This is a genomic window from Coxiella endosymbiont of Dermacentor marginatus, assembly GCF_907164955.1.
GTDB lineage: Bacteria > Pseudomonadota > Gammaproteobacteria > Coxiellales > Coxiellaceae > Coxiella.
The window spans coordinates 365,413-389,043 of record NZ_OU015521.1 but is presented as its reverse complement, the minus strand read 5'-3'; the positions used below and the strand labels follow the sequence as shown (position 1 = coordinate 389,043).

The window sequence follows — 23,631 nt, the reverse complement described above, 5'->3', positions numbered from 1 at the left end:
GAGTACAGCTAGCTAGGGTTTGCTTGAAAATAGATTAATGTTTTGTTATCGAAAAGCTTTTCTGTTGTCTTTTCTGACCAATATCCCTCCTATTTTTAAAAAAATAGGAGGGATATCGTTTATACCTTAAGAAACTTACAATTGAATATTAACTTTTCTCGAATCTGATAAAGCTAACCTATGAAACAAAAGAGCACTCTCATATTCCTAGACTTTAAAGCAAGTGTTGCTTAAAAAGGAATGGCTTAATCTACAGGGGAAGTTCTCGTGTACGCTCAATTATTATTCCAGCGCCATCAGCATCATCAAACACAGACAATTTTGTAACACTTAACTGAATCCAATGTACAGCGAATTGAGAAAAAAGAAAATCAACGCATTGATTCGCTAATGTTTCGACTAAATTAAATCGTTGAATTCTAAAAAATTTAATCAAACTGCTTCGTACTGCTGCATAATCGATGGTATAACTAAGATCATCTAAAATACAAGCTGATTTGCTATCAATACCTAAGATAACATCAAGAGCAATTGTCTGCGATGACATTTTTTCGTGCGGCAAAATACCTAACTGGGCAGATATCTTGAGATTACTAATAAAAAGTTTATCCACCGGACTGCTTTTCTCGAATCTCTTCAAAAGTCTTACAGTCAATGCATTTACTTGCCGTAGGACGTGCCTCTAAACGACGGATACCAATTTCTGCACTGCAATCTTCACAATACCCATACTCACTTTCTTCAATTGAATCCAGGGATTGTTCAATTTTTCTAATAAGCTTGCGTTCGCGGTCACGGGTTCGCAATTCTAAATTAAATCCTTCTTCCTGGCTAGCACGATCCAATGGATCCGCATAGATGTTCGCTTCTTCTTTTAAATGGTCGACTGTAGAATCAACCTCTTCCATAAGTTGTTTTTTCCATTGAAGCAGAATTTTACGGAAATGATTCTTCTGCTTTTCATTCATATACTCTTCACCTTTTTTTATTTTATAAGGCGAAAAACCTACGGCAGTTATCTTATTTTTCATAGTAGTTGATTTTAACACCACCATTATCACTTCCTCCAGGAGTCCCGTAAAAAGTTCACACATTTTATACTAAACTGCAAAACACTCAAGCTAAATTTTATTCAAAACATGGTATCGAATAAAAGATCTTAATTTTTATTTTTTATTTTTTTATTTAAGAATTTTTATATGAAGAGTTAATCCGACCACTCACCACGAAAAATGGTAGCTGCTGAGCCAGTCATAATAACTGGGGCTAAAAAACCTTCCCAATCAATAAAAAGACTTCCACCAGGCTGTTCAACAACAACGCGTTTCTGAAGCAAGCCTGAACGCCGACCTACTACCATTGCTGCACAAGCACCGCTGCCACACGATAGAGTTTCTCCAGCGCCTCTCTCATATACGCGCAAGCGAATGTTTTGTGAATTAATGACTTGCATGAACCCCACGTTTATTCCTTTTGGAAAACACTTGTGAGTACTTAATCGAGGACTGAGTTTAGATACTAGCAGCGCATCAATAGTATCTACTGGAATTACCGCATGTGGATTTCCGATATTGACTACACCTAATTTTATTTTTTGATTATCAATTTCCAGATCATAAAAGTTGGCAGTTTTAGATGCAATGAAAGGAACGTCAGCTGGATTGAATCGTGGGATCCCCATTTTAACAGAGACTGTGTCGTCAGATTGGATTTTAAGCTCTAAAATATCCTTTAAGGTAGAAACTCGCAATTCATTTCGCTCTGTGAGCTGATTAGCGTAAATATAACGCGCAATACAGCAAGCACCGTTTCCACATTGACTTACCTCACTTCCGTCGGCATTAAAGATACGAAAATGGAAATCAACAGTATAACAGCTTTTAGGAAGTTCAATCACTAACAATTGATCAAACCCGATTCCTAAGCGACGATGTGCCATTTTTTGAATTTGAGGAGTTGTCATTTGAAATGGTTGTTTTGTAGCATCAATCACAACAAAATCGTTGCCCAATCCATGCATCTTTGTGAAATTAATTTTCATTATATTAACGTTCTACTATTTAAAGATAGAGCTTAGTCGATTGTAAAGTGTCTAGTGTTAAGGATGAGCAAGTTACAGAGATAGACCTAATAGCAGAAGCAACAGAAAAATTTATAAATCCTAAAGTCAGTTCAGATCTTCTATCATTGAACTGTTGCGAATTCGTTTTTTGTGCTAAATATAAAGGTCCTCGGGCTCCGCAGCCAACGAGGATTAAAGAAGTATAGAGGATTAAAAAAGCATAAATAGGAAAGATGTTTTTCATAACTAAATAATATATATTAGTAATATAGATATGAACAATTCTTTGGAAAGAACTACGATACCATCAACTAAAGTGGCTACAGGCAGTGTGATTTGGCTGCACGGTTTGGGTGCTAGTGGTCGTGATTTTACTGATATTATACCCCAGTTAGCCTTGCCAAAAGATCTTCATCTTCGCTTCATATTTCCTCACGCACCAATGAGATCGATTACGATAAATGCCGGTATGCGGATGCGTGCTTGGTACGATATTTATAGCCTCGCTGATTTTGCACAAGAAGATGAAAAAGGTATAGCTCAAGCTCAACGATCTATTAACCAATTAATTGAAGAAGAAATCTCACATGGTGTTCCAAGTCATCGTATTATTCTCGCGGGGTTTTCTCAAGGTGGTGCGGTGGCTCTTTATACTGGCCTTCGATATTTAAAACCACTCGCAGGAATTATCGCTTTATCGACTTATCTTCCTTGTAAAAATCAATTAACTGTAGAAATGAGTGTAGTTAATCAAAAGATTTCCATTTTTATGGCTCATGGTAATTTGGATCCCATTCTGCCTTTAACTCTAGGAAGGAAAACTTTCCAGATTTTAAGTCAATTGGGTTATCTTATAGAATGGCACGATTACGCAACAGGACATCAAATATGTTATGAAGAAATTAAAGCAATTAGCAACTGGTTAACTAATAGCTTTTCTTAAAGAGTAGACTCTCCACTGAGATTCTAGGAAGTTTTGATCTTAAAATAAAATAAAAGCTACGCCAAATATTGACGTTTTGTGGTAATAATTGGTTCATAAACATAAAAAATCATACTCATAATATTAATCATTGTCGCTCAATACTCTATGATCTTTTGGCTAAGTTGAGAATCGCTATCATTTTTTTCATCAATCTCTGACTATCTCGCGTCTCGGAGCTAACCACTGTTCTTGAAACAACGATTTTATTTCTTTCAATTTAGAAAGCGCTCGCATATACTTTCCGAATAACTTATAACTCTTTGGATATATTGAAAATAATTGGTATTTCATTTATTCAATCGATCAAAAAACAGCATACTTTACATATGTTTAAACTAATACAATTCAATTAGCGCAAAAATTGTTCTGAATCCCAATCGACCCTTCTCAAACAGGTTACCGTTGAAACTGCAATACCGATCATTCAACTTTCTCAAGACATAAGAGACGATTATCCAAGCAATGATTATCCCTATCTAGGGATAAAACATTTTCAAATATTCTTCTAAATATCAATCAGAAAACAAAATTATTTCACGATATTTAGAGACTAGATATATAGTGGATAGTGCGGGCATAAAGAAAAGCTTATCATTTTACGAAAAATTGAATAAGTAACAAAGCATCAAGCATGTTTAGATACAAAATCGTTTTTGCAGAAGAAAATACACTGAAATAATTTCTATATGATCTTATTTAAATTATGTATGCAATTCCTATAGTCACTGATCACGGAGATATTTTACCTAATCACAATTACTTTACTCATTAATCATGGTTAAATAGTAATTAAGAGGTTACTATTCTTCAACAACTTTATAACTAGAAAAAAATTCTTGCAGTGAAGTTAAAAAATTTATTTATTTTTAGTTTTTTTATCTTAATCCTACTTTTTTTTCAGCTACTGTGTGTTGCTTTAACAACGAGTAAAGCTATTAAAACTTCCTTACCAAAACGACACTTCATTTCCGAAATTTTACCGAAGGGCTGGTCTCATTACCTTTTCCACAAACATATCGCCAATATTCTCGGATGGATCCCTACTGAAGAAATTTGCCTTTTCTGTCACGGTTATTTTAAAAAGCCCTTGGTTGTTACTCGACTCAACCATGTAATCAATGCTGACAAAGCTTATATTTATTGGGATAACAAAACTGATCGAGTTAAAAGAATTATTCTTGTTGGTCGTGTTCATTTGCATGAATCTGGTAAATTAATTGTGGCAGATAGAGGGAAATTAACACGTTATCCTAAGACAGCATTTTTTAAAAATGTAGCCTATCTGATCTATAATAATAAATCTGACATTCCGCGATTTCATGATCCTTTCGATGCTTGGGGAACAGCACAATATGCAATTCGAGATATGTCGCAAGTCATTACTTTACGGCATGCTACTTATAGCACTTGCGATCCTACTAATCCTATATGGCAGCTTAGTGCTACAACACTAGTGTTAAATAAACAGAAACATAGAGGAGAAGCCTACAATACAATTTTGTGGTTTTACGATTTTCCTGTTTTTTATTTTCCTTACTATAACTTTCCTATCGATAATTATCGAAAGACTGGATTTTTAACTCCACGTGTTGGCCTTAATGATAGTTCAAACGGCCTTTTCTCCTTCCCTTTTTATTGGAATATGGCACCCAATTATGACCTTACATTAGCTCCAGAATTTATGATCAAACGTGGTTTTAATATAAACGCACTTTTTCGTTTCTTAAGCATTAGGAGTAGTGACGACATATACCTAAGCTATCTTCCAAACGATACTGTTTTGCAGCAGTTTCGCGAAGAAACCTTAAGTAAATTTTCTGATCCTGTTTATACTAATAATCCCTTATATACTCCCTATCTTAATCAATTAAAAAATATGAAAAATCAGCGTGGCTTTTTTTCAATTAACGAACATACTGTTTTTAATTCTAAATGGTCTTTCAATGTCATGTTAAATTACGTTACAGATCCTTATTTTTTCCGGGATTTAGGCGTTCAAATGAATTCAAATTCACTCTCTAATCAACTTTTAAATCAAGTTGATTTACAGTACAGTGGATTGCATTGGCAGTTTAACAGTATGTTTCGAGCCTATCAGACTCTTCATCTAATTTCGCAAATTTTCGAACCCGCATTTAATCAATATGCCCGATTACCCAATGTCAACGTTGATGGTTATTATCCAGATATTGCACTTCATATGGACTTTAATCTTGATGCAGAAGCAACCAATTTTAATTATCAAAGTGATTTCGCTCCAGAAAAACCCATTGGACAGCGTTTCCATATACGATCTGGTTTAAGTTTTCCATTTTACTTTGCGTCAGGTTATCTCATTCCCCAGATATGGGTAGATACAACGACCTATAATATCGAACATTTTCAACCAAATCGGGTACAAACTGCTGGCCGCTTATTGCCAATTTTTGATATCGATTTGTGCCTTTATTTCGATCGAGATCTTTATCTCTGGGGATGCAATCTCACTCAAACACTTGAGCCTCGTTTCTTTTATCTATATGTTCCTTATCAAAACCAAGATAAATTGCCTAATTTTGATACTGTCTTGTTACCTTTTACTTTCGAGCAATTATTTACGCTGAATCAATACATAGGTGACGACCGCCTCCAAAACGCTAATCAAACAAGTTTTGGTCTTATCTCTCGTATCTTTAATAGCATCACTGGATCCCCCTTATTAACCACTAATCTTGGTTTTATTTATTTAATTGAAAAAAAACGCGTTTGTCTTTCTGCAAGCTGTACACCCTTTAATTTTCACTTCTCGCCTATTGTTGGCGAACTCATTTTTTATCCTTTCTCTCACTGGTCCATAACTAGCAGTATTGCATGGGATCCTAACCTTCGACAAAACGATAATGCTTCTACTGAAATAAGCTACACTAATGGAAAACAAAAAGTCATCATGAGATATATTTTTTTACATAGGAATGGTCAATCTATTATGGACCCTACTGATATCATTGGCCAAACAAGCAATTGCTATAACACCAACACGAATTTCGCCTACCTTTCTGTATCGTGGCCTCTTTCTGCTCAGTGGTCTATCACAGGCTGTTGGGACCACGATATCACTCGTCATCGTACCGACATTACTGCTTTTGGTGTACAATACAAAACGTGTTGCTGGACATTGAATTTTATTACACGACAAACTTATACAGGATTAACTGTTGATGCAGGTGGTAACCATAAAAACAGCTATGACACGACCTATGTTATTCAACTCGATTTAAAAGGATTGGGTAATTTTGGAAACTCTCTTATTGCAACGCAATCCTTATTTAACTAAACACGATATACGATTTTCTTAATGGTGTAAGGCAAAGAATGTTAAAGACAATAATCTATTTAATCATGATGTTTCTTCTTACTATAAGCATCTCTAGCATGGCTCAATCTCTTCTGCTTAAACCTAACACTACAAAGGAGAAACTTCTCGATCAAATCGCTCTAATAGTCAACAACGAAATTGTTACTCAAAGCGCATTTAATCATTCCCTAGCGATTGCAAAACAACAATTCACTCAGAATCATATTTCTATATCCAATAAAAAGGTTTTTCGAAAACAAGTGATAAACCAATTGATCTATCAAAAATTGCAATTACAGTTAGCTAAACGAAACAAACTGAAAGCCAGCGATGAAGAAATAAACACGACTATTGCTAGAATAGCAGCTCAAAATCAACTGTCTCAATCATCTCTCAAAGAAAAGCTCATGCAGCAAGAAGGTATCTCTTACATGGAATTTCGTAACCAAATACAAAAACAATTGCTTATTTCCAAATTACAACAGCAAGTAATTGCTAACAATATCACTGTTAGCAAATCGGACATTGTTGCTTTTCGAAAGCAACATCGAATTCAAATTGCTTCTACTCGTTATCATATAGCCACAATATTAATTCCAGTAACTGAATGCACTACTCAAGCTCAAATTGATCATGCAAAATACAAAGCCTTCTTAATTTTAAAACAACTTCGTAAAGGGTTAGATTTTAAATATGTAATGTCTACTTATCCTGGCAGTAGTGATCTCGGATGGCGATTGATTAGTGATCTTCCTCAGATCTTTGCAAGCTCCATCAGAAAAATAAAACTTAATGAGGTCGTGGGTCCGATACAAGCTTCCAATGGATTCCATCTCATTAAATTACTCGGTAAAGAGATTCAAGATATGCCTAATAGTCATAGTCAGCAAATTCAACAGGCTGTGTATCAACAAAAATTTGAAAAGGCATTGCGGCAATGGCTGTGGCAATTACGCCGTTCTTCTTACATTCGAATTTACATTAATTCTTGATGACACCTATCGTTATTACATTGGGAGAGCCTGCAGGCATTGGGCCAGATATTGTAATAAAGCTGTTACAATACAAGCTTCCAATTTCTTTTATCGTCATTGCTGATCGCACCTTGTTAATGGAAAGAGCAAAAGCGATTGGACTCGAAGTGCCTGATAATTTGACAATATATCATGTTCCATTAAAAATACGTTCCGTAATTGGGAAACCAACCCCTGCTAATGCGGAATATATTTTAGAAACACTCCAGATTGCTGCGGATGGTTGTTTAGATGGAAATTTTAAAGCTCTAGTGACAGGTCCTGTAAGCAAAACAATCATAAATAGTGCCGGCATTCCTTTTACTGGCCATACTGAATGGCTAGCAGCACATGCAAATGTGAGACAAACCGTAATGCTCTTTGTAGCAGATGATTTAAAAGTAGCTTTGTATACGACACATGCTCCTTTATCTCAAGTCCACACTTTAATTAAAAAATCGTCTTTAAAAAAATGCGTTCGACTTTTGCATGCAGGTCTTAAAAAATATTTTTCAATTAAAACACCAACTATTGCCTTATGCGGATTAAATCCTCATGCAGGTGAAGAGGGATATTTAGGAAAAGAAGAACTATCAACAATTATTCCTGTTATTAAAACTCTTAATCAGGAGGGTTTTTCTCTTGTGGGTCCATTCCCAGCAGACACTGCATTCACACCTAAAGTAATTAAGAATTGCGATGCTATTTTAGCAATGTATCATGATCAAGGATTAGCACCAATTAAAGCTTTAAAATTCGGTCACGTGGTAAACATGACACTAGGCTTGCCTTATATACGGACTTCTGTAGACCACGGAACAGCGTTTGATCTTGCAGGAACCGGATTGGCTGATGAAAAAAGCTTAATTAAAGCAATAAAATTAGCAGAAAATATCGCATGAATGGATTTCATCTACCACGCAAACGTTTTGGCCAATATTTTCTTAAAGATTCCGTTATTTTGGATAAAATCATTAACGCCATTTGCCCTAAAAAAACGGATACGATAATAGAAATTGGGCCTGGTCAAGGCGCATTAACTGATTTTTTAATCAACAAATGGGAATATGCTAAATTAATTCTGATAGAAATCGATCGAGATCTTGTGGCCTTTTTAAAAAAAAATACCCTTCTTCAAAAAAATTGATTATTTATCAATCAGATGCATTACAATTTGATTTTTCGGACTTAAAGATCGCAAATAAGCCACTGCGTATTGTAGGTAATTTACCATACAATATTTCAACTCCCTTACTTTTTCATTTATTTTCTCAGGTTGAGCTTATTGAGGATATGCATTTTATGCTCCAAAAAGAGGTTGTGTTACGGTTGACTGCTCTAGCAGGCAACGCAAATTATGGCCGTTTAAGCATCATGACTCAGTTTTTTTGTGATAATACCTTTTTATTTAACGTGCCTCCTAACGCTTTTACTCCTCTCCCGGGAGTAGAATCGGCTTTTGTACGCTTAATTCCACAAAAAAATAGAACTAAAACTGTAAAGGATTTGAATCAATTCAGTGTCATTGTCAAAGAGGCGTTCACTCATCGGCGAAAAACAATCGCCAATGCGCTTGCAAAATTAATACCCAGTGAAAAATGGAATAAGATAAACGTTAATTCTCAATCACGTCCTCAAGAATTGTTGATAGAGGATTTTGTAAAAATCAGTAATGCGCTAAAGGACAATTAGATAATACCGGATGATAAGGAATCCTATAAATTAAGCAATATAATTAATCCATCATTGATTCTCATAGCAAGAAATTAATATTGAATCATTAATAAAGCCTAAGCTTAAAAAGCTATAGTAAAGTTTTTTAAGAAAGCAGAACCCATATGGGAAGGCAAATACACCCTTTAGTATTCCAAACGTATTATAATTGATAAGAATCAAATACTAATCCTAATTATTGTAGGACTACTTACATATCACAGTATCGATAAATTAATGTAACTTTCTTACTGTTTTTAAAGAAGAGAATTTAAATTTTCTCTGACAGTTTATAATAGAAATCCGAATCGCAGATGATATATCTTAAATATTACATTTTCATGTAACATTATGTATAGGTGCTAGAGAACAGTGTTATAAGATATGAAATTAATGGAACTGCCACTTCAATCATCTTGCTCTCGTTTTCCCCTTATTTCACCCTATTTCATTTTCATTTTAAAAGCATTTTGAAAATGAAAATTAATCCTATTGATCATTGTTGCTTTTTCCTCAGCATTCTACCATCATTCAGGATAGTTTTTGCTAGCTTTTTCAGAAGGGTAATGAAAACTTGGTGCATTCAAACTAAAGTGAATGTACAGCTCTGAGTGACTCTATTTTTTATAAATGTTCCACTCACTATTGTTAATATTAGGTTGCTAATTGAATGAGAAGGTATATGTAATTACAATCCTAAACATATTGTTAATATGTTTAGGATTGTAATGATGCTTAATAAAGTGCATTTTCGATGGAATCTGTAACATGTAACCTTACCGATCTGAAGTGTCAGTATGAGCATTTATCACATACTCTCAATCTTAGAAAACTCCTCGCCATTTCTAAATGGCGAGGAGTTTTCTAAGATTGATAATTAGTAATAGATTATTAAATAATGCACTAAAAAATTAGCTACATTATTGGTGTTAGCTATTTTAATTGGTCATCATTTTTAAACAAAACACTTCTTGTTAATCATTTTAAATTTAATAATTTTTCTTCCTTCTGATATGAATATCTATTCTGCTTAAGCATCGTTAAGCTAAATAACATCAATTGAAATCAGTTTTAATTACTAAGGGGATGATATAATGATGATTCTTACTATTTTCTTCACACTCTAATTGGCTGCCGTTTTTACATAGATCCATCTTGAGTTATGAAATTTAGCCAAATTTTATCTCTTAAGTTAATTATAACTCGTTTCCTTAATACAATAGTTATTTTAAAGGTATGCATCTTTATAATTTTCGCCATAACTCTTTTTATCTTTCCATATATGTAATTTATGCATATAATTTTCTCGTAAATGCAGATCCAATTAAGCTTCCTCTGGATTTTATGCGTTTACTAACACGTTAAGAGCTGTTATTCGTTGCACGATTCGCTCGTCGATGATGTTGAATGTTCTTCTGCTGTTTCGGTATCTGCATCAATCATGTATTTATGGGAGGAGGCCTAATGCTGGAGCACAGATTTCAATATTAGATGGTTATATATTATTCCTATTGTCAATCATATCGACTTTTATACATATCGACATTAAAAATAACTTACCAATTTTAAAGACTTTTTAATACATGAAGATTTTTTATTGTGTTGGAAGTTCCTTTCCCGTACCCTACATAAATAAATAGATTTTATGAGCTAATTTCATGAATGATAAGTCACTTGAAAACACGTTGATTAAAGCTATTCTTAAAGATCGTTATTCTGATCGACGATGGCGAAACATTCGTTTTGTAGGTTGGATATCTATTTTATTACTTCTAATTATATTAATTTTTACCCCATCAACTTCAGAATTAAACTCAGGAAAAAGCAATGCCTCCTATGTTTCTTTAATGCGCTTAAATGGGCCGATTATGTCGAATACTAATTTTTCGGCCTATCGAATCTTTCCTAATCTAGTGAAAGCCTTCGCTGATAAAAACTCTAAAGGAGTTGTCCTAGTAATTAATTCTCCAGGAGGCAGCTCTGTTCAAGCTTCCATTATTCATGACAAAATTCTTAAATTAAAAAAAGAATACTGTAAAAAAGTTGTGGTTGTGGGAGAAGATGAGCTTGCTTCGGGTGCTTATCTTATATCCACGGCTGCCGATAAAATTTATGTTAGTAACGATACTCTCACTGGATCAATTGGTGTAATGATGAGTGGTTTTGGGTTTGTAGACACCTTAAGGAAAATAGGAATGACTAGACGCCTATTTACAGCAGGTGCTCATAAAAACCGCTTAGATCCCTTTGAACCTTTAGATTCTCAGAATATTGCCAAAATTAAAAGAGTGTTAGAACAAGTTCATCAAAATTTTATTAATACCGTCATTGCCGATCGGGGAAACCGATTACGAGGCAATCGTGAGAAATTATTTTCAGGTGATTTTTGGACAGGAAAAGAAGCGACGCAACTTGGAATTGTCGACGGTACAGCAAATTTGTGGACTGTGCTTAATCAAGAATTTGGAGTAGAGCATTATCGTGATTACACCGAAAAAATTCCTTTCTTCCAAGCGTTACTTCATAGTACAGTTGCACAACTTTTTTTTCATTTAACTAACGAAATTTCTCCAATTCGCGAACAAATCTATTAGAGCGAAGAAAAATGAGTACGTACATTATTGGTGATGTTCAAGGATGCTACTATGAGTTGAGAAAATTATTATCTCTAGTCCAGTTTAATCCTTTTCAAGATCGATTAGGATTTGTAGGCGACCTTGTTAATCGTGGTCCTAATTCTCTTGAAGTATTACGTTTTATCAAATCTCTTTCTTCACCATTAATAGTGCTTGGAAATCATGATTTATTTCTATTAATGTTAGGTTATGATCTTATTTCTGAAGGTGTTTACAAACACACTTTAAATGATATTCTACGAGCTCCAGACAAAATGGAACTCTTAGAATGGTTACGATATTACCCTTTAGTTCATTACGAAGAAAATAATCATGCTCTTTTAGTACATGCTGGATTTCCTCCACAATGGTCTATCGAGGAAAATCTGCAGCACGCGAAGGAAGTATCGGCTGCTTTACAAGGGCTGTATTTCAAGGATTTTCTCAAAAATTTATTTGGGGATAGGACTTCTCAATGGAACGTTGATCTTAAAGGACAAGAGCGCCTTCAATACATTGTAAACGCATTCACACGTATTCGTTTTTGTGACGAAGATGGAGTGATTGACTTAAAAGCGAACGGGAAAGCAATTACAAATAGAGAAAACTTCAAACCCTGGTTTGATTGGCGTCGATCTGAAAGAGAAAGGGTCGATATATTTTTTGGTCATTGGTCTGCACTCGACGGTCAATGTGATGCTCTCCATTGCTACGCATTAGACACGGGTTGTGCATGGGGTCATCGACTTACTGCGTTAAAACTTGAAACAAAACAACGAATCACTGTTCCTTGTCGTTCTTTCCTTCGGAAGTAATACACAGCTCGCAAACTAAGTTCTTACTGCATAAAAAGGTCTTAATCAAGAAATCTAAATCAAAATCATCGATTAATTTATAAAATTTTAGATAACTCATTAATCACTAACCATTATTTTACTCGGATTTCATTAAAATCAATAATTCGACTTAATTCTAAAAAACTAAAGCGATAAGGATTGTTTTTATCTGGCTTATAATCTATTTTAGAGGCAACGTACCATTCTTCGTCATCCCAAAAAGGAAAATAAACATCTCCATCAAATGAATGCTCAATAATCGTTAAAATCATTTTACCTGCTTGTGGTAAAGCTTCTTTAAAAAGTCGCCCACCTCCAATAATCATAATTTCAGATTCATCTATTAAAGAATTCAAAACTTCGTCGAGTGAATGAAAAATTTCACAATCTTCAATTATTAAATTCTTTTGCTGAGTAATCACAATATTACGTCGATGAGGCAATGACTTACCAATACTTTCAAAAGTTTTTCGTCCCATAACAATAGGTTTGCCTAGGGTAATTGATTTAAAGTGCGTTAAATCAGCAGGTAAATGCCATGGTAAACGATTATTCTGACCAATAACGTGATTATTTTTATCCATAGCAGCGACAAGTGTAATAACCATCGGATTATGTCTACCTATTTCATAGTATTTTACACTATCTCAATTTTCTACTGCTTACTTTTTAAGCCATCAGTGTTTGGTATCACTTAAAGAATACACACAACTATAACATTAACATTCCTGTTGAATATCTGTTAGGTTATTCAGAGACGTTTTACCACTACTACTCCATATCGCAATCATTTTATCTGCTTCATGCTTGCACAGAGGAATGTCCAACGTGTTTGATATCATATTGAAATTATTTTCATATATAAAATACCATTCCTTTCGCGTGTAAAGCAAATCATATGTCCTATCTATGTTCTGATCGACCTAAACCTCTTTAGCTTTTTTCACCAAAATTGTTTCGATCGTAGTCTGAATTAATAATCTAGATAAATATTAGAATTATAAAAAAGATTGAAAAATAAATACCGAATTTAACTAAGCACCAGGTGATTACTCTTATGCAATGGTGTAGTAAGAAGATATAACAAATAACTAATTACGCCCTATAGTAAATCAAGCTTATTCCATACAAACAATCTCTCCTAATTTCGAGAAAAAACGTCTTTAAACTATATTAATTTAATTTTAACTGCATCTATAAATGCGATGATGAGGCAGCCTCTCCTTTTCAACAAAGTGACTTGATATTCAAAACTCATTAACATTGTATTACATGTAATAAGAGAAAAGGATGAGCCACAAAAGAAAAAAACATGTGCCCGTATAACCCCTATCTGGCAAGATATAAAATATTTTTCGCGATAACACATAAACGTCAAAAACAAAAAACTAGAACTCACTGACACTAGATAAAAAATCTTCTCAATGAAAGAACATGAAATTAGTAGCTTTTTTAAACAGAGATCCTATTCTGGTTTTTACAGAATAGCTATGAAAAGGGCCTCTCTATCTTTTGTCCATTGAAAATTGAAAAGACTGTACTCCAAACCTTTTTTAATAGAATAGTTTTTTCTACTGTTTCCTACTTGCATCAACACAGCTCGACATTCAACCTTTTAGCAGTCCAAACGTTGTAAATCCTATCTCTTATTGATTTAATATCTGGAAAAGATTTTGGAAAGTCTTAGATAGTGGCATACAATAATTCGAGTGTAGTTTTTGACAGATACAATTAGCTCAAGCAATAAGAAAGTAGAAATAAATTCGTTTTATTTGACTTAAATTTTCACCAATTCTTCTCAAATTTTGATGAATTACCTCTAATTTCCAGGATATAATAACCGCGAATAATGTCTAATTAATTGCCACGATATTGAATAGTCTAATTTATTAGAACAAAAAAACGACAGAAAGACTTCTGGGAATAGGAATCTGTTTATCTAAAATTTCAATATACTGAATTAACAGTATTATCGCGATCTAAATAACACAATCTTTTTTGCATCTTTCATTTTATATATTTTTAACCTAAAATAGTTTGACCTGGATTTAATTCTTTTCGATAAGCGTTTATAAAATCCCGAGCTGACTGAATTCGTTTCCCAGGCAACTGTAACTGATGAAGACGTAAAATACCATGCTCAGTAGCTATATCCAATCCCTTTTTATCTAATCGGATTACACTTCCTATTCTTAGTTGAGTTTTTTCTGAAAGAACTTCTGCCTGCCAAATTCGAAGAGGTTGGCACTTAAAATAAGTAAAAGCGATTGGAGCTGGATTAAACGCACGCACTTGTCGTGCTAAATCAATAGCAGATTTATGCCAGTTAAGCTCGGCATCTTTTTTCTGAATTTTAGGGGCATAAGTAACACAGCTCACATCCTGTTTTATTGCCTGAATAGTCCCTGATTCAATTTTATCTAAGGTCTCAATTAGTAAATCAGAACTCAGAGCTGAAAGTCGCTCATAGAGATCACCGGTTGTATCTCCTTCCTTAATTGGGCAGGATTTCTGAATTAAAATATCGCCGGTATCTAACCCTTCGTCCATTTGTATAATAGTTATACCTGATTCTTGATCTCCTGATAGAATAGCATACTGAATAGGCGCTGCTCCTCGCCATCGAGGCAAGAGAGAAGCATGGACATTGATACACCCAAATCGATGAGCAGCTAGGATATTTCGCGGTAACAACAAACTATAAGCTACAACTATCATGATATCAGCCTTTAAGGCCATTATTTTTTGTTTTTCTTCCCATCGCAGAAATGATAAAGGCTGGTGAACAGTTATTTTTTGAGATTTAGCTAGAGCTTTTATGGGGCTTTCTACCATTTTTTGTCCACGCCCTGCTGGTCGATCAGGCTGCGTATAAACCGCCACTACCTGATGCTTAGATTTAATTAACGCCTGAAGCGTCGGCACGGCAAATAGAGATGTCCCAGCAAAAATTACATTAAAAGGCATGGAGATTGGTCCTGTCATATGAAATCTTAGTACCTATATTACTTTGGTATTTTAAGACTTATATAATGAGATCATTCTTTTTTCATAACTACTTCTTTTGGCGAAGAAATTTATCAGAATTATCGCTTTGCTGCACGATAGCAGTATGCATGCATTGAGAAAATTTAGAATTGAAGATTAAAATTATTATATCTCAACATTCAATTAACCCAATTTCTCTACCTTATTAAAGAAATACCTAATTTTCTTCTCCTTTCTTATATTATCGACAATCCTCATATCTTAAGCGTATCAAAATTGAATATTTTTTAGATAGAACAACTTCACTCATTTTTTATATAGTGACAAAAAATCATCTTGAATATAAAGGACAATCAAGCAAGGACAATCAAGCTAAGCAAGCTTTTATATAATGGACCTTGCTTGCATTAGGAATTGGTGCTACTATCTATTTTCCTCACTCAAATCACCTTATTCAGAAGCCTTAGTCCAGCGTTGCGGTGATGGAAATTACCATTGCACTCTAATTTGATGATCATCATCTAATTTATAGCCAAGCAGAATTAAGAAATTTTACCACCCCAGATTTGTTTTAAATCCCCTTGCTAGTTAAAATATCCTACTTAAAGAGAGTAAGAAATTGATTGATTCTAATAGAGTATATTATTTCAGATTTGAAAAATAGGTCTATCCGTTGGTGAAGATGCCCAATCAGGGTATATTAGATGTACTCGCTTTACTCAAAAGAGGTGGTTTGTACAGGTGAAATAATGAAAGATGAAAGTATGTTAATGGTATTGATGTATTTGTTTAAACATTATATGCAAGAAAATTACACTCTTGACGCGGGGGAAAAACGATTACTCCTCAGACTGGAGGAGTTTGGGTTTCGTCGTATCGTTATTGATCAAGCGTTTCGTTGGTTAAATAATCTCTCACAAGGTGTCCATGAATTTATGCAATTACCTAACAAAAATTCCTTTAGAGTATTTAGTAGCTACGAATGTGAATTACTAGATAGTGATTGCCGTCGTTTTTTGATCACCTTAGAACAACAATCAATTTTAAATCCTCATACACGAGAGCTCGTTATTAATCAACTCATTGAATTAAATGCAGAAAATATCGATGTTAACCTGTTAAAATGGGTCACCTTAATGGTTCTTTTTAATCAACCTAATGAAAAGCAAACTCTTGCTAGCATGAGGCTTCTTGTGCTTGATGACAAGTCGGGTAGTATTCATTAATTATGATGAAATCTTTAATGGTGGTTGAATCACCTGTAAAAGCTAAAACAATAGCAAAATATTTAGGTAAAGATTTTAAAGTAATAGCCTCTTATGGCCATGTACTCGATCTGATTCCTAAAGAAGGTGCTGTGGATCCGGCTGATAATTTTAGAATGCATTACCAAATAATAGAACACAACAGCCGTCATATGGAAGCTATCATAAAAGCTCTTAAGAATTGTGAAAATTTATTTTTAGCTACAGACCCTGATCGTGAAGGTGAAGCCATTGCTTGGCATGTAAAACAAATATTAGAAACTAATAATAGCTTAAAAAATAAAAATTTTTCCCGCATTGTTTTTTATCAGATCACAAAAAAAGCAGTGCAAAATGCCATGAAACATCCACGTGATATTTCGAAGGACTTAGTGAATGCGCAGCAGGCAAGACGTGCATTAGACTACTTGGTTGGTTTCAATTTATCTCCTTTGTTATGGCTAAAAGTCCGTCCTGGACTCTCTGCAGGTCGGGTTCAAAGTCCCGCTTTACGCATGATTGCAGAAAGGGAAATTGAAATTGAAAATTTTAAAAGCCAACAATATTGGACTATTCATGCGAATTGCCAGTTTCAGAAACAAAACTTTAGTGCGCGATTAATTGAATTTCGGAACAAAAAAATTAAGCAATTTTCTATAATCACAGAAAAAGAAGCTCAGAATACCTGTAAAAATATCATCAAATCTATTGATGGGAAGCTTATGGTTACTAAAGTCATTAAACGAGAACGCAAACGCAATCCCGTCCCACCTTTTATCACCTCGACAATGCAACAAGAAGCAGCGCGCAAATTAGGATTTTCTGCTTCCAAAACCATGCAAATCGCTCAGCAATTGTATGAAGGTATTGATATTAGAGATGAAGGTGCAATAGGTCTTATTACCTATATGAGAACAGATTCTGTCACGTTAGCACCAGAAATTATAGAAGAAATCCGAGAATTAATTAATCAAAAATATGGACAAGAAAATGTGCCAAAAGAAAAATGTATCTATAAAACTAAATCTAAAAACGCTCAAGAAGCACATGAAGCCATCCGACCTACTTCTGTCTTTCGACTCCCTGAAAATTTAAAAAAAAATTTAACAAGCGATCAATTGAAATTATATACTTTAATTTGGAAACGAACGATTGCTTGCCAAATGGCCGAAGCCATCTTGCATACGATTGTCATTGATCTGGCAGCGCCTAATGCTCTTTTTCGTGTTAATAGTTTCACTGTAGTTAAATTAGGTTTTATTACTGTTTACCAAGAAGACAACGACAAAAAGCAAAAAGATGACGAAGGAAAAGATGGAATGTTATTTCCTCTGAAGAAGGGACAAATTATCGATATTAATGATATCAAAAGCGAACAACATTTCACTGAACCTCCACCTCGGTATACTGAGGCAAGTTTAATTAAAGATCTGGAAGAATATGACATTGGTCGTCCTTCTACTTATGCAAACATTATTGCCACCTTAAAAAATCGTAAATATGTCGAGATAGATAATAAACGTTTCATCGTTACAGACGTTGGCCGTATTGTTAATCGATTTTTAACTCATTATTTTACTAAATACGTGGACTATGGATTCACAGCAGAATTAGAAAATGAACTAGATGAGATCGCTCGAGGGAAAAAGGCTTGGGTCCCGGTATTAGAAGCTTTTTGGCCCCCCTTTAAAAACCTTGTTGATCTTACTAAAAAGACTGTTAAACGCAGCGATGTAACACAAGAAAAAATTGATGAAAGATGCCCTAAATGTGGAGCCCAATTATCTATCCGCTTTGGAAAATGGGGATGTTTCATTGGATGTACCGTTTATCCTGACTGTGACTATACTCGTAACTTAATAGATTTAACTGCAGATTCTTCACAAAAACTCATCGAAGATCGACAATGTCCCGAATGTCAATCCAAACTTGTGATTAAAAGTGGATACTATGGTAAGTTCATTGGTTGCTGTGGTTATCCAAATTGTCATTACATGGAACCACTAAAAAAACCTAAAGATACTAAAGTTACCTGTCCTAAATGTAATAAAGGGACTATTTTACAACGTAAATCGCGTCGAGGAAAAATCTTCTACTCGTGTGCAAGATATCCAGATTGCAATTATGCTATCTGGAATATGCCTATCAGTCAGGAGTGTCCTAAATGTCACTGGCCTATTTTGTCTATAAAAAAAATGAGAACTCAAGGAATAAAAAAAGTATGTCCACAAAAGAGTTGTAAATTTTATGAATAAATTTTTTATTATTATTTTAATGGGGGGATTGGTCTGACAGCAGTGATTATGGAAACGACTTTACTAAACTAAACAAAAAATTGGGTATTCCCTTTTAAGCGCATATTCTTTCTGCTTACTACGCTCTAGAAGCAATTAAAGATTTTATTAAAAAGTTGAGGGGGTGTTGTGTATTATATTATTAGCTTTGCTCGCTGCTCACTTTGTAGGTCTGCTACATATACAAACAATCTTGTTATTAGCATATTCACTACCGGAAAAGTTGATCTAGTTAGATTAGAAATTCTTCTCTCGACTTATTCAAATACTCGACAGTATTTTCCTTATGACTTGCACTGTTATTAACAAATCTGGGATCAAAAATGTTATTCTCCTAGCTGCGCGAGCTATTATAATTAGAAATCTAACTATTACAGAAAAATTAAGAGAAAATAGAATTCAAGACCAAACAAACTTAAAAAAAGCAGATGAAAAACTTCAGGCCATTTTTTTCAAATATAGATGATTACACACGATCTATTAACGAGGCTATTAAATTTTTAAGACATGGAAGAGTGATTGCTTATCCTGCTGAAACTGTTTATGGTCTTGGATGTGACCCCTTTAATCCATATTCTGTTACTCAAATACTCTCTCTCAAGAATCGTTCAATTAAAAAAGGTTTTATTTTGATCGCTTCGGAATGGAAGCAAGTAGAAGCTCTCATTAAACCACTGGATCTTAAAATACTATCTCGAGTTTTCACCACATGGCTCGAAAAACCTGTTACGTGGCTTTTTCCTGCTACAGCCAAAGTACCTTATTGGGTGCGGGGGGATCACACTACTATTGCCATTCGTGTTACCAATCATCCGTTAGCTCGCTTGCTCTGTCGTCATTTTGGAGGACCTATTATTTCAACCAGCGCCAACTTAGAAGGACAGCCTCCCATAAAGGACATAAAAATCCTGAGAATGATTTTCGGTAACAAAATTGATATCATTCTTAAGGGTGGTACTTTTGAATCTTCTAAACAACCTACCGAAATCCGTAATGCCATCACCGGCGAAATCTTGAGAGCCGGTTGATCCTCTTCATTATGGTAACAAAGGAACGTTCGTCTCTAATTAAGAGTTCTCAAATAGTCTAAGAACTTTGCCCACTATAGAATTAAGTAGGTTTTACCAGTTGGTAATTGTTTTTTAGTTATTCATTTCTCTGGAACACTCCAATTCTTCCTCCTAAAATAGAGTATATGCAAACGCAATGTGGACTGAAGCTACTAGATAAGACATTCAGAAAGTACCAATAGATTCAACATTAAGAGATAGAATTTCATACATATTGATTACCAATAAGGAGCAACTCACTCTATTGTCGCATACAGCCTTTAATAGCCCTTCGTAAGAGGGATCTTGATTAAAATACTATCCTTATGGTTACTAATTAATTTTACAAGTAACCATCAATACGCAAGCGGACAAACTTTTCTCCATCTTCTTCAATGTCGCGTGAACAGTGGGGAATACCACCACGGCAAAATAGTTCAAATACTTGCTCTAATTTTTTTCTGAAATTTCTCAACCATCATCTCAAATACAAATATTCATAACTCTATCAAAGATTGTATTAAGGAAATAGAATCTAAATTCACTAGCCAATGTTTTTTCAGAAACGGTTGTGATAAACTTTACTGCAATTTCATGCAGATGACTGACATTCGAAAATTATGAAGGATCGGTACTGATTCCTAAGTATTTGAGTGCAATTAAAAATTAAATTCACATAAGTACTCTATACTGAAACGCTCTACCGCTCTTCTAAAGTTTTCAATGGAACTGGACGAAGTGATCAACAGACCAGTCGAAATTAAAATAAAAAAATTATAATCTCAAGAAAAAGGATATGAAATCTGCCTTAAAAGGAAATGTGCATACGATACAGCGTTAATATTTAACCATTAATTCCGGTTAACAAAATTCAAACACAAAATAAACTGAATCGTTTATGAAAAGCTTCATTTTCTCTTTATGAAGAGAATATTGCCTAGATAATATCATTTATTTAAATAAGTTTAAGTTAGATAGCGTCATGTAACAATTGTATCTGCCTATTTAACAGCATTGAAAGACTCGAAATTATAAGGCTTCTAAAGAACTCATGTAATTTATTATCGTGATTTGTTATTTTGATTTTATTCCATACCCAACATGATAAACTTAAAAACTTATGAAGAAAAATCTCGAAACATCATTGAATCAAGCTATTGCAAAGTTAAAAGCAGAAGGGATATTAGACCCCAATGTCTCTCCCATACTCAAGGTTATGTATAGTCAAAATCCAAAACATGGTGATTTTACAACCAATTTAGCCTTAGTGATGGCAAAAATTACAGGAATTAGCCCAAGTATTCTCGCTAAAAAGATTGTCAACGCTCTACCATCTTTTTCGAACATCGTCAAAGTGGAAATTGCTGATCCGGGTTTTATTAATTTCTATGTCGCGGAAATTAGTTATCAGCAAATTATTTCCGCTATTTTAAAATTGGGATGTCGCTATGGAGAAAGCCAGGTTGGCCAAGGAAAGCCAGTTCATATAGAATATGTTTCTGCTAATCCAACAGGCCCTTTACATGTCGGACACGGCCGAAGTGCTGCTTATGGTGCCTGTGTAGCTAACTTACTAAAAAAAGTCGGTTATAAAGTACACCGAGAATACTATATTAATGATGCTGGTAGACAAATGGAAATCCTGGCTTTAAGTGTTTGGATTCGATATTTACAGCAATATGAAGAGACCTTTACTCTGCCTAAAAACGCCTATCAAGGCCAGTATATCGTAAATATTGCCTGTGAGCTGAAAGATAAATACGGTGATCGCTTTCTTTATTCACGAGAGCAGATTCGTGAACTGTCTATCATTAATACTAAAACTGATTCTGAAAATTACCTGGATGCATGGGTGAAGATCCAAAAGGACTTACTTGGAGAAGATTTCACTATTATCTTTGATGCGGCACTCAATAATATTTTAGGGGATATTAAAAGTGATTTAGAAGAATTTGGTGTTGTTTATGATGAATGGTTTCTCGAAAGTCGACTCATAAAAAAAGATTTAATTAAAGAAATACTAGAGCTTTTAAGTCAAAAAGGTTATGTGTACAAAAAAAATGGTGCACAATGGTTCCAAGCTACTGCTTTAGGTGACGAAAAAGATCGAGTGTTAATTCGCAATAATGGTATACCGACTTATTTTGCGGCTGATATTGCTTACCATCTCTATAAGTTCAATCAAGAATATGATTTCATTATTGATATCTTTGGAGCAGATCATCATGGATACATTCCTCGTCTGCGCGCCTTTTTACGTGCTTTAGGAAAATCTCCTTCTAAATTACGAACTTTACTAGTGCAATTCGCTATTCTCTATCGAGGCGATAAAAAAATATCTATGTCGACTCGCAGCGGTACTTTTGTCACTCTACGAGAACTTCGAAATGAAGTCGGCAATGATGTGGCGCGGTTTTTTTATATTATGCGTAAGCCTGATCAACATTTGGAATTTGATCTCGAGCTAGCAAAATCCCAATCGAATAGAAATCCTGTTTATTATATTCAATACGCTCATGCACGAATTTGCAGTGTTTTCCGTCAGTTAAATGCAGCCCAAAAAAAATGGAACTCTACAGAAGGAATGGCTAATTTAGCCTTATTATCGAGTCCTTATGAAAAAAAGTTATTAAGCACTTTATCGCGTTATAACGAAATTATAAATACTGCTGCTATCCAACAGGCTCCTCATCTACTTGCTCATTATCTACAAAACCTTGCCAACCAATTTCATGCTTATTATAATGTAGAACAATTACTCATTAAACATGATGATAAATTACGCAATGCGCGATTAAATATAATTGCTGCTGTACGTCAACTCATTGTCAATGGTTTAACTTTGTTAGGTGTATCCGCACCCGAGAAAATGTAGGAGAAAAGATGCGTAAAATAACTAAAGCAATCAATTAATGTTTTTATTCCAACGTTTGTTATTACTATTTCTACTTTTATAACTTCTTAGCCATAGGCTTTTAGATCAATAAACAATTATTCAAATTTTTAAGCTTATCTAGGATGGATACCACCACGCACAAATTATACTAGTTTTGAGAGTATTAAATTTAAGTGCGATTAGTTTACTTTTGATACACTTATTCAAAGTAACTCTGTGAGCCTGTTGCTAAAAGAATAACGCATCACTGCAAACTTATAGCTCGAGTAGCAAATGCTCAATAGTGTACTGTACGTACCTACTTTATTAAGAAAAATAAAAAGAGCAAGGGGACAGAAAGGAAATATATTTTTAAGGAACCCAAATTTAATTTTTTTATCTCTTCATATTGATCTATTTTAAAAATGATAGCGAGAAGGCCTCTTCATGCTGATCAAATTAATTTTACTAAACAAGCAACAATAAATTAACTTTAAGACAGCGTTTTTTAGAACGCTAATAAACTCACTTGTTATCTCAATCTTGAGCAACTTATGCAGATGACATGAAATCTCGCAAATCCAGAAAACAATAATCAACACCCGAACAACCTCATCATTATC

Annotated in this window: 15 protein-coding genes and 1 pseudogene; 11 read left to right on the top strand and 5 right to left on the bottom strand. The window is 34.3% G+C overall.

Annotation, left to right across the window (positions count from 1 at the left end):
• Positions 1-250 precede the first annotated feature (250 nt).
• From ONG85_RS01455 to dapF, 3 genes are all read right to left on the bottom strand, one after another.
• On the bottom strand, positions 251-613 hold the full coding sequence (locus ONG85_RS01455) for a dihydroneopterin aldolase (RefSeq protein ID WP_264435810.1): 363 nt from the start codon (positions 611-613) through the stop codon (positions 251-253).
• Positions 606-1,055 (bottom strand): RNA polymerase-binding protein DksA, encoded by a 450-nt coding sequence (dksA, locus tag ONG85_RS01450; RefSeq protein ID WP_406566716.1) that lies wholly within the window; start codon positions 1,053-1,055, stop codon positions 606-608. Before dksA ends, ONG85_RS01455 begins: the two co-directional genes overlap by 8 nt.
• A gap of 152 nt (positions 1,056-1,207) precedes the next feature.
• Positions 1,208-2,041: a diaminopimelate epimerase gene (dapF, locus tag ONG85_RS01445; RefSeq protein WP_319640525.1), complete on the bottom strand. Its 834-nt coding sequence runs from the start codon at positions 2,039-2,041 to the stop codon at positions 1,208-1,210.
• A 295-nt stretch (positions 2,042-2,336) separates the two neighbouring features.
• Here dapF and ONG85_RS01440 point away from each other — a divergent pair, with 295 nt between their 5' ends.
• The 7 genes and pseudogenes from ONG85_RS01440 (at position 2,337) to ONG85_RS01410 (ending at position 12,537) form a co-directional block, all read left to right on the top strand.
• Positions 2,337-3,005, top strand: a complete 669-nt coding sequence (locus tag ONG85_RS01440; protein ID WP_264435809.1) for an alpha/beta hydrolase — start codon at positions 2,337-2,339, stop codon at positions 3,003-3,005.
• 883 nt (positions 3,006-3,888) lie between these two features.
• Complete coding sequence (locus ONG85_RS01435) at positions 3,889-6,360, top strand: LPS-assembly protein LptD (protein ID WP_264435808.1); 2,472 nt, start codon at positions 3,889-3,891, stop codon at positions 6,358-6,360.
• A gap of 38 nt (positions 6,361-6,398) precedes the next feature.
• The gene (locus tag ONG85_RS01430) at positions 6,399-7,373 is read left to right on the top strand and encodes a SurA N-terminal domain-containing protein (RefSeq protein ID WP_264435807.1); all 975 of its coding nucleotides are present in this window, start codon (positions 6,399-6,401) and stop codon (positions 7,371-7,373) included.
• Positions 7,373-8,296: a 4-hydroxythreonine-4-phosphate dehydrogenase PdxA gene (pdxA, locus tag ONG85_RS01425; protein ID WP_264435806.1), complete on the top strand. Its 924-nt coding sequence runs from the start codon at positions 7,373-7,375 to the stop codon at positions 8,294-8,296. Before ONG85_RS01430 ends, pdxA begins: the two co-directional genes overlap by 1 nt.
• Positions 8,293-9,086 (top strand): annotated as a pseudogene (gene rsmA / locus ONG85_RS01420) (16S rRNA (adenine(1518)-N(6)/adenine(1519)-N(6))-dimethyltransferase RsmA). The gene pdxA and the pseudogene rsmA overlap by 4 nt, the downstream one beginning before the upstream one ends.
• 1,679 nt (positions 9,087-10,765) lie before the next feature.
• A complete protein-coding gene (locus ONG85_RS01415; RefSeq protein ID WP_264435805.1) occupies positions 10,766-11,701 on the top strand; it encodes a S49 family peptidase in 936 nt (311 codons plus the stop codon).
• 11 nt (positions 11,702-11,712) lie between these two features.
• Positions 11,713-12,537, top strand: coding sequence for a symmetrical bis(5'-nucleosyl)-tetraphosphatase (locus ONG85_RS01410; protein WP_264435804.1), 825 nt, complete (start codon positions 11,713-11,715; stop codon positions 12,535-12,537).
• Positions 12,538-12,650: 113 nt separating this feature from the next.
• On the opposite strand, the gene ONG85_RS01405 is transcribed toward ONG85_RS01410, so the two are convergent.
• Both ONG85_RS01405 and fmt read right to left on the bottom strand, forming a co-directional pair.
• Positions 12,651-13,166 (bottom strand): dihydrofolate reductase, encoded by a 516-nt coding sequence (locus ONG85_RS01405; protein ID WP_264435803.1) that lies wholly within the window; start codon positions 13,164-13,166, stop codon positions 12,651-12,653.
• 1,414 nt (positions 13,167-14,580) lie between these two features.
• Entirely contained in the window at positions 14,581-15,525 is a 945-nt protein-coding gene (gene fmt / locus ONG85_RS01400; protein WP_319640530.1) for a methionyl-tRNA formyltransferase, read from the bottom strand.
• A gap of 767 nt (positions 15,526-16,292) precedes the next feature.
• On the opposite strand from fmt, the gene ONG85_RS01395 reads away from it, so the two are divergent.
• The 4 genes from ONG85_RS01395 (at position 16,293) to argS (ending at position 23,008) form a co-directional block, all read left to right on the top strand.
• Complete coding sequence (locus ONG85_RS01395) at positions 16,293-16,772, top strand: DUF494 domain-containing protein (RefSeq protein WP_264435869.1); 480 nt, start codon at positions 16,293-16,295, stop codon at positions 16,770-16,772.
• 2 nt (positions 16,773-16,774) lie between these two features.
• The gene (gene topA, locus ONG85_RS01390; RefSeq protein ID WP_264435801.1) at positions 16,775-19,045 is read left to right on the top strand and encodes a type I DNA topoisomerase; all 2,271 of its coding nucleotides are present in this window, start codon (positions 16,775-16,777) and stop codon (positions 19,043-19,045) included.
• A 497-nt stretch (positions 19,046-19,542) separates the two neighbouring features.
• On the top strand, positions 19,543-20,112 hold the full coding sequence (locus tag ONG85_RS01385) for an L-threonylcarbamoyladenylate synthase (RefSeq protein WP_264435868.1): 570 nt from the start codon (positions 19,543-19,545) through the stop codon (positions 20,110-20,112).
• 1,141 nt (positions 20,113-21,253) lie between these two features.
• Positions 21,254-23,008, top strand: a complete 1,755-nt coding sequence (gene argS / locus ONG85_RS01380; RefSeq protein WP_264435800.1) for an arginine--tRNA ligase — start codon at positions 21,254-21,256, stop codon at positions 23,006-23,008.
• Positions 23,009-23,631 lie beyond the last annotated feature (623 nt).